The following is a 13221-nucleotide window of genomic DNA, read 5'->3' as shown; positions in this document are numbered from 1 at the left end:
CCGCCCGGGCGGGCGGCGGGGCCGGCGCAGGTCCCTACTTGACGGTGAAACCCTGCTGCTCGGCGTAGCTGACGAGGTCGTCCTGCCACGCCTGGAGCGCGGCCACGATGTCGCCCTTGTCGGCGATCGCCTTGCCCACCGTCTCCTGACCGGCCGAGTAGGCGTAGTCCATGAACGGCAGCCAGCCGAAGTCCTGGGGCACCGTCTCGGAGATCTCCGCGAAGAGCTTGTTCACCTGCTGACCCCCGTAGAACTCCGGCTCGAGGTCGGTGAACTCGGGGTTGGCGAGCGTGTCCGTGGTCGTGGGGAACAGGAACTGCTCGTTCGCGAACTTCAGGGTCGACACCGGGTCGTGGTTGATCCAGAGCGCGAGCTGGGCCGCGGCGATCGGGTTCTCGCTGCTCGCGAGCACCGCGTCGGACGAGCCGCCCCAGTTCGCCGACACCGGGTCGCCGGAGGCGTCCCACTGCGGGACGTTGGCGGCGCGCCACAGCCCCGACGTGTTCGCGGCCGTGCCCTGCAGGAAGACCGGGCCCCACGCGGCGGCGGGCGCCCAGCTGGCGTACTTGCCGTTGGCCAGGCCCTGGTACCACCCGTCGGTGAAGTCCGGGTCGACCGAGACGAGGTCGGCCTGGATCAGGTCCTGCCAGTACTGCGCCACCTTCGTCGCCTCGTCCGAGGTGACGTCGATCGTGACCTCCTGGTCGCCGTCCCAGCCGAACGGCCGGGCCCCGGCCTGCCAGAGCATGCCCGCGAACTGGCCCATGTCGTTGCCCGGCATGTTGGTGAGGTAGACGTTCGGGTCCGCCTCGTGCAGCGTCTTCGCGGCGACGGCGAAGTCGTCCCAGGTGGTCGGCACCTCGATGCCGTGCGCCGTCAGGATGTCCTCGCGGTAGAGCTGGCCCAGCGGGCCCGCGTCCTGCGGGATGCTCCAGACCTTCGAGCCGTCCGTCGACTGGACCTGCTGCCACACCCAGTCGACGTAGTCCTCGCCCGTGTCGGCGGGGATGTACGGCGTCAGGTCGAGCAGGTTGTCGCCGAGTGCGAACGACTGCACGTGCTGGAACTCGAGCTGCGCGACGTCTGGCGCACCCTTGCCCGCCTGCAGCGCGCTGCGCAGCTTCTTGTAGTGGTCGGCGCCCTGACCGACGTTGACCACCTCGACCTCGATCGCCGGGTACTCGTCCATGAACAGCTGGACCTGGTTCTCGATGTCCGGCACCCACGTCCAGAACGTGAGCTTGGTCGGCGTCGTCATCGCCTCGTCGATGTCCGCCTGGCTGACCGTCGTGGTGGTCTCGGCGGCGTCCCCGCCCGAGTCCCCGCCGCTGCAGGCCGTGAGCGCCATGGCGGCCACAGCCATCCCTGCGGTGAGTCCCGTGGCCTTGCGACGCCACGTGTTCGTCGTTCGCGACATGCTCCACTCCTTCGTGTGCCCTGCGTTGGGTGTCCGCTGCGTTGCGGTGCCGTGCCTTCGTGGGGTGTCGGTCAGCGCCCGGGTGGCGCTGCGGCCGTCGTCTCCCGGACCACGAGCTCGACCGGGACGTTCTCGCGGCGGTCCTGCCGCCGCGGGTTCGAGATGGCGTCGATGAGCAGGCCGACCCCGAACATGGCCAGGTGCGCGAGGTCCTGGCGGACGGTGGTCAGGGCCCGCGACAGGTACGCGGCCTCGGGGACGTCGTCGAAGCCGACGACGCTCACGTCGCCCGGCACGTCCCGGCCTGCCTCCGCCAGCGCGCGCAGCAGGCCGATGGCCATCTGATCGTTCGCGACGAAGACGGCCGTGACCGCGGGGTCGGCCGCCAGGCGGGCGCCCAGCGCGTACCCGGACTGGGCCGTCCAGTCCCCGTGCTGCACGGGCGGCTGCGCCGCGCCGGCCGCGGCGAGCGCGCCGCGCCAGCCCTCGAGCCGCAGCGCGGACGAGCGCCAGCCGACCGGGCCCGCGAGGTGGTGCACCGTGCGATGCCCGAGCCCGAGCAGGTGCTCGGTCGCGCCCCGCGCGCCCGCGCCCTGGTCGGCGTCGGCGACCACCTCGTTGGTCGAGATCCCGTAAGGCCCGGACAGGCTCAGCACCGGCAGGTCGCCGATGGTGCCCCGGTCGAGCGAGAACGACCCGACCGGCTCGTTGACCACGATCCCGTCCACGCCCTGGCCCACGAGGTCGTGCAGCGCGCCGGTGATCGTCTCAGACTCGTCCTCGAACGTGTTGATGACCGACATCGCGTACCGCGCGCTGCGGATCGCGTGCTCGGCGGCGACCATGAGCGAGGACGGGCCGTAGTCGGTCGAGCCGACCGACAGCACGCCGATCGTCAGGCTGCGCCCGAGCACGAGGTTGCGCGCCGCGCGGTTGGGCCGGTACCCCAGCGCGACGATCGCGTGCTGGACCCGCTCGCGCACCGCGGGCCGCACGTGCGGGTCGCCATTGATGACACGCGAGACCGTCTTCTGCGACACCCCGGCGGCCCGGGCCACGTCCATGGCAACGACGGGGCGGCCCTTGCGGGTCACGATCTCGCCGGCCACGGCGCGTCCCCTTTCGACGTCAATGTCGATTGGCTACGTAGTCAAGCGGACCATTGTCTACGTAGTCAAGTGACCCAGGTCACAGGACCGCATCGATCGGGGCACTGCTACCAGGCGAGATCCTGACAGCCGTGGTGGCTCGCGGGCTCGACCTGAAGCGTCGCGTGGGCGATGCCGAACCGGTCCTGCAGCACGTCGCGCGCGGCGTCCAGCACGGCGTGATGGTCGGCGAGCTCCGCCGCGACGAGGTGCGCCGTGGCCACGTTCATGCCCGACGTGAGCGCCCACACGTGCACGTCGTGCACCTGCGCGACGCCGCCGACGGCGCCGAGGCTGGCCGCGACGGCGTCCGGATCGATGCCCTCGGGCGCGTGCTGGCCGAGGACAGCGAGCACCTGCCGGCCGAGCACGCAGGCCCGCACCAGGACGAAGACGGCGATCGCGACCGCGACCAGCACGTCCCAGACCTGCTGTCCCGTGACGATGATGAGCAGGCCCGCCGCCATGACCCCAACCGAGCCGGCGGCGTCGGCGATCACCTCGAAGTACGCGCCGCGCACGTTGAGGCTGTCCTTCGACCCGCTGCGCAGGAGCGCCATGGACGCGACGTTGATCGCGAGGCCGAGCGCGCCGACGACGAGCATCGCCCCGGACGCGACCACGGGCGCCTGCCCGAGCCGGCTCAGGCCCTCCACGAGCACGTAGCCGCCGACGCCGAGCATGATCAGCACGGTCAGGCCGGAGGCGAAGACCTCGGCGCGGTACGACCCGTAGGTGCGCCGCCCCGTCTTGTCCGGGCGGGTGGCGATGCGGGTCGCGACGAGGCTCGCGCCCAGGGCGACGACGTCGGCCGCCATGTGCCCGGCGTCGGAGATCAGCGCGAGGGAGCCGGAGACCAGGCCGACGGCGAGCTCGACGACGAAGAACGCCGCGGTGAGCGCGAAGGCCGCCGCGAGCCGGGAGCGGAACCGGCCGCCGGCGTGCTCGGCGGGCCGCGCGTGGCTGTGCCCGGCGCCCATCAGCGTGCCCCGTCGTGGCGCGTGTGCTCGCGGGACAGGTCCAGCAGCATCCGCACGTGCGCGTCGGCCAACCGGTAGAACACCATCCGGCCCGCGCGCCGGTTGTCGACGGCTCCCGCGGTCCGCAGCAGCCGCAGCGCCTGGGAGACGGTCGTCTCCGGCACCCCGACGACGGCCGCGAGGTCGCACACGCACAGCTCCCCCGCCCCGAGCAGCGCGTACAGGATGCGCGTGCGGGTGGGATCGCCGAGCAGCTTGAACAGCTGCGCGAGGGCGGCGGCCTCGTCCAGGCCGGGCGTGCTCTCGCGGGCGAGCGCGACCTTGTCCGGGTCGACCGCGACGACCTCGCACGAGTCCAGCGGGAGAACCTGAGCCATGACACCTCCACGTATGCGCATCTGTGCAGATGTTAGCAGGCTAGCGGGGGCTCCGGGTGCGCTCGTGCTGGTCGAGCGGCCGGTGGGCCACCTGCTCGTAGCGCTGCGTCGCGTCGGCGCCCCGCGCCCACGGCACGGCCTCGCCCGCGGCCAGCGACGCCGGCACATCCAGCACCCGCTGGTTGCTGCTGCCCCGGAACTGCAGCGTCAGGTCCCGCAGCGCGATCTCGAACGGGCCGTCGACCAGCACGTCGAGCTGCCCGAGCAGCTCGACCTTGTCGGGCGTCTCGGCCAGCAGCTGCTCGAACGTGTAGCCGCTCCAGCACCAGATGTCCTTGCCCGCGCCGAACTCCGCACGCACGCGGCGCGCCAGCCGCAGGCACACCTGGGTGTTGAGGAAGGGCTCGCCGCCAAGCAGGGTCAGCCCCTGCACCGACTCGTGCGCGAGGTCGGCGAGCACCCGCTGCTCGAGCTCGTCGGTGTAGGGCTGCCCGTACCGAAAGTTCCAGGTCCGCTCGTTGAAGCAGCCCTCGCACGCGAACAGGCACCCGCTGACGTACAGGCTGCAGCGCACGCCCTCGCCGTCGACGAACTCGAACGGCTTGTAGTCGGCGACGTACCCCTGGCTGACCTTCTCCGCCTGCCACTGCCCCGGCTCGGGGATGCGCACGCGGCGCCCTCAGGCGACGTCGGGCGCCGGCGCGCCCAGGGGGTCGGCGCCGCCGACCATGTGCTTGACGCGCGCGGTGATCTCGGAGTGCCGACCGTGCACCATCGGGCGCGCCTGCGGGTTGCCGAGGTAGCCGCAGGTGCGCTTGACGACGTCGCACGTGCGCGGGTCGGCGTTGCCGCAGCCCGGGCAGGCGAACCCGCGCGCCGTCGGCTCGAAGTCGCCGGTGAAGCCGCACGCGTAGCAGTGGTCGATCGGCGTGTTCGTGCCGAGGTAGCCGATCCGGTCGTAGGAGTAGTCCCAGACCGCCTCGAGGGCCTTCGGGTTCTGCTGCAGCACGGGGTACTCGCAGTAGTGGATGAACCCGCCCGAGGTGAACGCCGGGTAGTCCTTCTCGAAGTCCAGCTTCTCGAACGGCGTCGGGCTCTTGCGCACGTCGTAGTGGAAGCTGTTGGTGTAGTAGTCCTTGTCGGTGATGTCCGGGACCGAGCCGAACTTCGCCTTGTCGAGCCGGCAGAAGCGGTCGGTCAGGGACTCGCTCGGGGTCGAGTAGACGCTGAACTGGTAGCCGTGCTCGGCCGTCCAGTCGCCCGCGTGGGAGTGCAGCGACTCCAGGATCGCCAGCGTGAACGCCTTCGCCGCCGGGTCGCCCTCCCACTCGCCGCCGTAGAACGCTGCCGCCACCTCGTACAGCCCGATGTAGCCGAGCGAAACCGTGGCGCGCCCGCCCTTGAACAGGCTGTCGACGTCGTCGTCGGGGCTCAGGCGCTTGCCGAACGCGCCGTGCACGTACAGGATCGGCGCGTTGCCGGGCACGGCCTGCGTGCACCGCTCGATCCGGTACACCAGGGCGTCGTGCACCGTGCTCAGCCGCTCCTCGAGCAGCGCCCAGAACGCCTCCTGGCTGCCGCGGGCCTCGAGGGCGATGCGCGGGAGGTTGAGCGTGACCACGCCGAGGTTCATCCGGCCCTCGGCGACGTCCTTGCCGTCCTCGTCCGTCCAGCCCTGCAGGAACGAACGGCAGCCCATCGGCACCTTGAAGCTGCCGGTCAGCTCGACGATCTTGTCGTAGTTGAGGACGTCGGGGTACATGCGCTTGGTCGCGCACTCCACCGCGAGCTGCTTGAGGTCGTAGTTCGGGTCGCCCGGCTCGAGGTTCAGGCCGCGGCGGATCGTGAAGATGAGCTTCGGGAAGATCGCGGTGCGCCGCTCTCCCCCGAGGCCGCCGATGCGGATCTGGAGGATGGCGCGCTGGATCTCGCGCTCGAGCCAGCTCGTGCCGAGCCCGAAGCCGAGGGTGGTGAACGGCGTCTGCCCGTTGGACGTGAACAGCGTGTTGATCTCGTACTCGAGGCTCTGCATCGCGTCGTAGATGTCCTTGCGCGTCTTCTCCTGCGCATACGGGTGCCAGCGCGACTCCTCGGCGATCCACTCCTGGGCCTCGGCCAGGTGCTTCTCGAAGTTCTTCGCGGCGTAGGGCGCGAGCAGCTCGTCGATGCGGTTGGCCGAGCAGCCGCCGTACTGGCTCGAGGAGACGTTCGCGATGATCTGCGAGATCTGCGCGGTCGCCGTCTGGATCGAGCGCGGCGGGTCGACCTGGGCGTTGCCGATCCGGAAGCCCTCGGCGAGCATCGTGCCGAAGTCGATCAGGCAGCAGTTCGTCATCGGCGAGTAGGGGTGGTAGTCGAGGTCGTGGTAGTGGATGTCGCCCTTCTGGTGGGCGTTCGCGACGTGCGGCGGCAGCATCCGCAGGCCGATCGCCTTGCCGACGGCGCCGGCCGTCAGGTCGCGCTGGGTGTTGAAGACGTCGCTGTCCTTGTTGGCGTTCTCGTGCACGACCGCGGACTCTTTGTCGATCAGCTGCACGATCGAGTGGTTGATGTCCGTGGTCTTGCTCCGGGCGAAGTCGCGTTGGACGCGGTAGCTGATGTAGCGCTCCGCGACCTCGTACTCGTGGCTCTCTAGCAGGATGTGCTCGACGACGTTCTGGATCTCGTAGATCTTGACCGCGTCCGTGAACCGCTCGCCGAGCTCCTGCTCGATGCGCTCGACCAGGTCCGCGAGCGTGAAGTCCGCCATCGGGGTCATGGAGCCGTGCACCTCGACGAAGGCCTTCGCGAGCGCCGCGCGGATGCGCGCGTGGTCGAACGGCAGGCGGCGGCCGTCGCGCTTGAGGACGGTCATCTCGCGCCGGCCGACGGCCGGCTCAGCACCAGATGTCACGTGGTCAAGCTCTACAGCGGTCACGACAGCTCCTCGATCCAGACGCCTTCTCACACAAGATCTTGTGTGAACTACATAGTTGTCACACTAGATGTAGTGGGTGTTGCGATCTGGGTACTTGGTCCCGCGTGATCGCTGTGCGGGCCGTGCGTGTCGGCGCCCGCCGCGAGCTGTTCGACAGCGACCGGGGCCTCGATCGGCCCCTCGAGGATGAGCAGGTCCGGGACGTCGCCCGGCCGCGGGCGCAGCGGGGCCACGAGCCGCCGCTGCGCGCGGACGTACGCGGGCACGAGGACGAGCACCGCGCCGACCCACGCCAGCGGGTTGCCCCAGACGACGCCGCTGAAGCCGAAGGCCGCGCCCAGGACGATCGCGGCGCCGACCCGCATGACCAGCTCGATGGTCCCGGTCACGGTCGGCACCACGGTGTAGCCGAGGCCCTGGAGGGCCCCGCGCAGCACGAAGAGCACGCCGAGCAGCGCGTAGCACGAGCCGTTCACGTAGAGCAGGTAGGAGGCCATCTCGACGATGGGCTCCTGCCCGGGCCCGACGAACAGCTCGATGATCGCGCTACCCGCAGTGATCAGCACGGCTCCGAGCACCGCCGATCCGGCGACGCACAGCCACAGGCTCTCCTTGACGCCCTGCCGGATCCGGTCGGGCCGCCGCGCGCCGTGGTTCTGCGCGACGAACGTCGAGACCGCCAGGCCGAGCGACTGGAGCAGCGCGATCGCGAGCCCGTCGACCCGCGCGGCCGTGGTGTACGCGGCGACGGCGTCGGCGCCGAGGCCGTTCAGCCGGACCTGCACGGCCAGCGCGCCGATCGCGATGATCGACATCTGGAACCCCATGGGCAGGCCGAGCCGCAGGTGCCGGCCGACGTCCGCTCGGGTGACGCGCCAGTCGTCGCGCCGCAGGTGCAAGACCGGGACCCACCGGCGCACGTAGCCCAGGCAGAGCAGCACGGACACCGCCTGCGAGACGACCGTCGCGAGGGCCGCTCCCCCGACCCCCAGGCCGAGGCCGGCGACGAACGCGACGACCAGCCCGATGTTGACGACGCAGCTCAGCGTCAGGAAGAGGAGCGGGGTCCGGGAGTCCCCGATCGCCCGGATGATCGACGCGAGGAAGTTGAACGCCATCACAGTGCTCGCGCCGAGGAAGCTCACGACGGCGAACGTCGTCGCCTGCCCGATCAGCTCGTCCGGGGTGCGCAGCAGGCGCAGCGCCGGCCCCGTGAGCAGGGGCGCCGCCACCGTGAGGACGATGCTCGCCGCAGCGGTGAGCAGCGCGCCCGTGGCCACCGAGCGGCGCACGGCCGCGGCGTCGCCCGCGCCGAACGCCTGCGCCGTCGGGATCGCGAACCCGGCCGTCATGCCCCACGCGAAGCCGAGCAGCAGGAAGAGCAGGCTGCCGGTCGCGCCGACCGCGGCGAGCGCGTCGACGCCGAGCACCCGGCCCACCACGATCGCGTCGACGAACTGGTACAGCTGCTGCACGACGTTGCCCACCAGCAGCGGCACGGCGAACACGAGGATGACGCGCCACGGACGGCCGGTGGTCAGAACCTTGATCATGAGCGGTGCGGGTCCTCGGGCGGGAGCGGACAGGGTCGGCGTGGGGCTGGCTCGACCGGTCCTGCGCATGTAAATCGTATCGTTTCGAGTCGGCCGTGGCGAGCGCTTTCCGTGGCTGGGGACCAGGACCCGGACCGCAACCCGGACCGCAGCGACGCACGTGTGACGGATGGGACGGGTGGGGCCCGTGTGCTTTCACGCCGGCCTCAGAAGCACCAGGCGTCACTCGCGCGTCGCTGCGGTTCGCGTACCCGATCCTGACCGTCCGCGCGGGAGCTCCCACGGCCTGATCCGACCATCCGCGCGGAGCATGTGACGCGAGTGACGGGAGGTACGGGAACGCCCCGGATCGCGGCACTCCCGTCCCTTCCGCACCACGCTCCGCGCGGACAGTGACCGGCCAGCCCGGTGGGCCGCGCGAGGCCCGCGTCGCTTCGACGACGCCAGGGCTGCCCCCGGCGGGACTGTCGTACCGGTTCGACTCGATTGACGACCTGAATGGCTTGCGCTGTGGGGAAAAGTGGGCGTATCGTCGAACCGGTTCGACGATGAACAGGAGAAGCAATGGCGACGATCGGTGATGTGGCCCGGGTGGCTGGCGTATCGCGGAGCACCGCGTCGTACGCGCTGTCGGGCAAGCGAGCGATCTCGCTCGAGGTCCGCCAGCGGGTCGACGAGGCGGTGCGGGAGCTCGGGTACACGCCCAACGCCGGTGCCCGTGCGCTCGCGACGGCGCAGACGCACGTCCTGGGGCTGCTCGTGCAGTTCCTCGAGGACGAGTTCGCGCCCGCGATGCTCCAGTACATGCTCGGGGTGTCCAACGTGGCCCGCGAGCTGGGCTACGACATCCTCATGGTCACCGACCCCGACGGCGCCGGGTCGCTCGAGCGGATCACCGACTCCCGGATGGTCGACGGCGTCATCCTGCTCAACGTCGCGGACGACGACCTTCGCCTGCCGGTCCTGCGCACCGCGTCGCAGCCGAGCGCGCTGGTCGGGCTCCCCGCCGACTGCACGGGCCTGGACGTCTTCGACCTCGACTTCGCCGAGGCCGGGCGCGTGATGGTGGATCACCTCGCCGACCTGGGCCACCGCGAAGTCGTCCTCATCTCCCAGCCCGAGCACGTCGTCGAACGCGGCGGCGCGTACGTGTGGCGGCTGCGCGACGCGGCGCTCGCCCAGGCGGCTGCGCGCGGCGTGCTCCTGCACGCGGTCTACGGCGAGGCCCAGCAGCCCGCCGTCGGCCGGTGCCTGAACGACGTGCTCGACCGGTTCCCGACCTCGACCGGGCTGCTCGTCCACAACGAGGCCGCCGCCGTGGCGCTACCCGCGGTGCTGCAGGCCCGCGGCCTCACCTCCCCCGCCGACCTGTCGGTCATCGGCAGGTACTCCGACGAGTTCGCCCGGACGTTCTCGCTGCCGTACTCGTCGATCGACAGCGCCCCGGACCGCCTCGGCCGGATGGCGGTGCGGCAGGTCGTCCGACGGATCGAGAACCCGGGCCTGCACGAGCCCCACGTCGTGCGCTTCATCCCCCCCGAGCTGGTCGACCGCGCAAGCACCGCGCAGGCCCGCTCGAGGTGACCGGGCGGGCACCCGTGCCCGCTCCCACACCCCGCTCCACGGCACAGGAATGCCCTCATCCCTGTGGTCCAGCACATCACCGCGTTCAAGGAGGAATCACGTGATCAAGACATCGACGACGACTCGCACCCTCGGCCTCGTCGGGGCGCTCGCCCTGGCGGCCGCAGGCCTGGCCGGCTGCTCCTCGGACTCGAGCGGGGGCGACGGCGACGCCGCGGCCGCAGACGGGGGCACCTACACCTGGTGGGATCCGTACCCGCAGCACGACGACGGCTCCGACTGGGGCAAGCGCGTGGCGGCCTGCGGGACGGACGCCGGCGTGACGCTCGAGCGCACCGCCTACGACACCACGGCCCTGACGAACCAGGCCCTGCTCTCGGCGCAGGAGGGCACCGCGCCGGACATCATCCTGCTCGACAACCCGGCGGTCTCCACGCTCTCGGACACCGGGATGCTCACCACCACGGACGAGCTGGGCCTCGACATCTCCGACATCGACGCGAACCTCATCGCGGCCGGCCAGCTCGGGGACGACACCTACGGCGTCCCCATCGGGGCCAACACGCTCGCTCTCTACTACAACAAGGACGTGCTGGACGCCGCGGGGGTCGATCCGGCCTCGATCAGCGACTGGGCGGACCTGACGGCGGCGCTGGAGACGGTCACCGCCGCGGGCAACAAGGGCATCACGTTCGCCGGGATCGGCACCGAGGAGGGCTCGTTCCAGTTCCTGCCCTGGTTCTGGGGCGCCGGCGCCGACCTGGCCGAGCTCGACTCCCCCGAGGCCGTGTCCGCCCTCACGCTGTGGACCGACTGGGTCACGGACGGCCTGGCGCCCAACTCGGTGATCAGCAACTCCCAGAACACGACGTGGGAGGAGTTCCTCACCGGGGACTTCGGCTTTGCGGTCAACGGCACCTGGCAGATCAACTCGGCCGCCGAGGCCGGCTTCGCCACGGGCGTCATCACCATCCCGGCCATGGACGGCGGCGCCGCCCCGGCCCCGACCGGCGGGGAGTTCATCACCGCCCCCGTCCAGAAGGACGAGGCCCGCTACGAGACGACCAAGAAGATCGTCGACTGCATGACCACGACCGACGGCTTCGTCGAGACCGGCAACACCTTCGCCTTCTACATCCCGCCGACGGTGGCGGGCCAGGAGCAGATCCTCGCCGAGCACCCCGAGCTCGCGACCTGGGTCGACGCCGTCGCCGCGGCCAAGGGCCGCACCTCCGACGACCTCGGCACCGACTACCCGAAGATCTCCGAGCAGCTGTGGACCGCGATCCAGGAGGCGCTGAGCGGCTCGGCGACTCCGGCCGACGCGCTCACGAAGGCGCAGGAGGCGGCCGAGAGCGCGCTGAGCTGACCGCCGCGACCGACAGTCCCGACTGACCGCTGCGAGAACCGACGACACGAGGACGTACACCCATGAAAACGACCCAGACCGTGACGGTCGGGGACGGCTCACCCGCCGGGGGGACGGCCGCCACGGCGTCCGTCCCCCCGGCGCGCGGGCCGCGCAGGGGCTCCGGCTCCCGGCGCGAACGCGCGACGAGATGGGCGGCCGCCGGCTTCGCCGCACCGCTGCTGGCGTACCTCGTCGCGTTCTACGCGATCCCCCTGTACCGCAACATCGAGCTGAGCGTGCACGACTACACCACGCGTGCCTTCGTGCAGGGCAACGCCGAGTACGTCGGGCTGGCGAACTACGTCGACGTCATCCGATCCGACACGTTCACCACGGCGCTGGTCAACACGGGCCTGTTCGTCGCCGTCTCGATCCTGTTCCAGTACTCGATCGGCCTCGGCCTGGCCGTCTTCTTCCGCCAGAACTTCCGCCTGTCCGGCCTGCTGCGCGGGATGTTCCTGATCCCGTGGCTGCTGCCGATGATCGTCTCGGCGTCGACCTGGTCCTGGATGCTCAACAGCGACAGCGGCATCGTGAACTCCGTGCTGCAGGCGTTCCACATCGGGCAGATCAACTGGCTCACGTCGCCGGACACCGCCCTCGCGTCCGTCATCATCGCCAACATCTGGCTGGGGATCCCGTTCAACCTCGTCATCCTGTACTCCGGGCTGCAGAACATCCCGGTCGACGTGTACGAGGCGGCGTCCCTGGACGGCGCGTCCGGCTGGCAGAAGTTCCGCCTGATCACGTTCCCGCTGCTGCGGCCCGTCTCCGGCATCACGATCCTGCTCGGGCTGATCTACACCCTGAAGGTCGTCGACGTCATCTGGATCATGACCACCGGCGGCCCGGGCGACGCGTCCACGACCCTGGCCGTGTGGTCCTACCGCGAGGCCTTCGGCACCGGCCAGCCCGACTTCTCCCCCGCAGCGGCGGTCGGCAACCTGCTGATCCTGATCGCCCTGGTGTTCGGGTTCGTCTACCTGCGCATGCAGCGTCACCAGGAGGAATCATGACCGGCCCGCGCGAGTGGTGGAAGACGGCGCTCGGCGTGGTGTTCACCGCGCTGATGCTCTTCCCCGTGTACTGGATGGTCAACGTGTCGCTCACCAAGACGAGCGACATGCGCGCCGATCCGCCGCACTGGTTCCCGTGGGACCCGACGCTCGAGGGTTACACCGCCGTGTTCAGCGAGCAGCTGCCGAACCTCGGCACGAGCCTGCTGATCGCGCTGGGCACGGTCGCGCTGACCCTGCTGATCGCCGCGCCCGCCGCCTACGCGCTCGCGCAGCTGCACCTGCGCGGCGCGGGGACGCTGAACTTCGTGCTCCTGGTCGCGCAGATGATCCCCGGCGTGATCATGGCGATGGGTTTCTACTCGATGTACATCCGCCTCGGCTGGCTGAACAGCATCTGGGGGCTCGTGATCGCCGACTCGACCGTCGCGGTGCCCTTCGGCGTCCTGCTCCTGACGACGTTCATGGCGGGGATCCAGAAGGAGCTGCTCCAGGCGGCGACGATCGACGGCGCGGGCCCGTGGCGAACCTTCCGGTCGATCGTGCTCCCGATCAGCCGCAACTCGCTCATCACCGTCTCGCTGTTCGCGTTCCTGTGGGCCTGGTCGGACTTCATCTTCGCGTCCACGCTGAACCGCAACGGCGACCTCATCCCGATCACGCTGGGGATCTACACGTACATCGGCAACAACACCACGCAGTGGAACTCGATCATGGCCACGGCGGCGGTCGCGTCGATCCCCGCGGCGGTCCTGCTCGTCATCGCACAGCGCTACGTCGCCGCGGGAGTGACAGCCGGTGCCGTCAAGGACTGACCA

11 protein-coding genes are annotated in these 13221 nt (G+C 70.6%); 4 read left to right on the top strand and 7 right to left on the bottom strand.

The window, feature by feature from the left end; genetic code table 11:
• Positions 1–34: 34 nt before the first annotated feature.
• The 7 genes from J4E96_RS09895 to J4E96_RS09865 form a co-directional block, all read right to left on the bottom strand.
• A complete protein-coding gene (locus J4E96_RS09895) occupies positions 35–1417 on the bottom strand; it encodes an ABC transporter substrate-binding protein (protein WP_227425570.1) in 1383 nt (460 codons plus the stop codon).
• 71 nt (positions 1418–1488) lie between these two features.
• Positions 1489–2526: a LacI family DNA-binding transcriptional regulator gene (locus J4E96_RS09890; RefSeq protein WP_227425569.1), complete on the bottom strand. Its 1038-nt coding sequence runs from the start codon at positions 2524–2526 to the stop codon at positions 1489–1491.
• 107 nt (positions 2527–2633) lie between these two features.
• Positions 2634–3545 carry a cation diffusion facilitator family transporter gene (locus tag J4E96_RS09885; protein ID WP_227425568.1) on the bottom strand — a complete coding sequence of 304 codons (912 nt, stop codon included), beginning with the start codon at positions 3543–3545 and terminating at the stop codon, positions 2634–2636.
• Entirely contained in the window at positions 3545–3922 is a 378-nt protein-coding gene (locus tag J4E96_RS09880; protein ID WP_227425567.1) for an ArsR/SmtB family transcription factor, read from the bottom strand. The genes J4E96_RS09885 and J4E96_RS09880 overlap by 1 nt, the downstream gene beginning before the upstream one ends.
• A 40-nt stretch (positions 3923–3962) precedes the next feature.
• On the bottom strand, positions 3963–4592 hold the full coding sequence (gene nrdG / locus J4E96_RS09875) for an anaerobic ribonucleoside-triphosphate reductase activating protein (protein WP_227425566.1): 630 nt from the start codon (positions 4590–4592) through the stop codon (positions 3963–3965).
• Between the two features lie 9 nt (positions 4593–4601).
• The gene (nrdD, locus tag J4E96_RS09870) at positions 4602–6839 is read right to left on the bottom strand and encodes an anaerobic ribonucleoside-triphosphate reductase (RefSeq protein WP_227425565.1); all 2238 of its coding nucleotides are present in this window, start codon (positions 6837–6839) and stop codon (positions 4602–4604) included.
• 47 nt (positions 6840–6886) lie between these two features.
• Positions 6887–8392: an MATE family efflux transporter gene (locus tag J4E96_RS09865; RefSeq protein ID WP_227425564.1), complete on the bottom strand. Its 1506-nt coding sequence runs from the start codon at positions 8390–8392 to the stop codon at positions 6887–6889.
• Positions 8393–8956: 564 nt separating this feature from the next.
• Between J4E96_RS09865 and J4E96_RS09860 the strand changes: the two genes are divergently transcribed.
• The 4 genes from J4E96_RS09860 to J4E96_RS09845 all read left to right on the top strand — a co-directional run bounded on the left by J4E96_RS09860 (position 8957) and on the right by J4E96_RS09845 (position 13218).
• On the top strand, positions 8957–9976 hold the full coding sequence (locus J4E96_RS09860) for a LacI family DNA-binding transcriptional regulator (protein ID WP_227425563.1): 1020 nt from the start codon (positions 8957–8959) through the stop codon (positions 9974–9976).
• 100 nt (positions 9977–10076) lie between these two features.
• Positions 10077–11345 (top strand): sugar ABC transporter substrate-binding protein, encoded by a 1269-nt coding sequence (locus J4E96_RS09855; protein ID WP_227425562.1) that lies wholly within the window; start codon positions 10077–10079, stop codon positions 11343–11345.
• Between the two features lie 62 nt (positions 11346–11407).
• Positions 11408–12403 (top strand): carbohydrate ABC transporter permease, encoded by a 996-nt coding sequence (locus J4E96_RS09850; RefSeq protein ID WP_227425561.1) that lies wholly within the window; start codon positions 11408–11410, stop codon positions 12401–12403.
• Positions 12400–13218, top strand: coding sequence for a carbohydrate ABC transporter permease (locus J4E96_RS09845; RefSeq protein WP_227425560.1), 819 nt, complete (start codon positions 12400–12402; stop codon positions 13216–13218). The genes J4E96_RS09850 and J4E96_RS09845 overlap by 4 nt, the downstream gene beginning before the upstream one ends.
• Positions 13219–13221: the final 3 nt, after the last annotated feature.

Origin of the sequence: Pengzhenrongella sicca, assembly GCF_017569225.1 — a bacterium.
Taxonomy (GTDB): domain Bacteria; phylum Actinomycetota; class Actinomycetes; order Actinomycetales; family Cellulomonadaceae; genus Pengzhenrongella; species Pengzhenrongella sicca.
The sequence above is the reverse complement of the archived record's forward strand: the minus strand, read 5'-3'. Positions and strand labels throughout refer to the sequence as shown.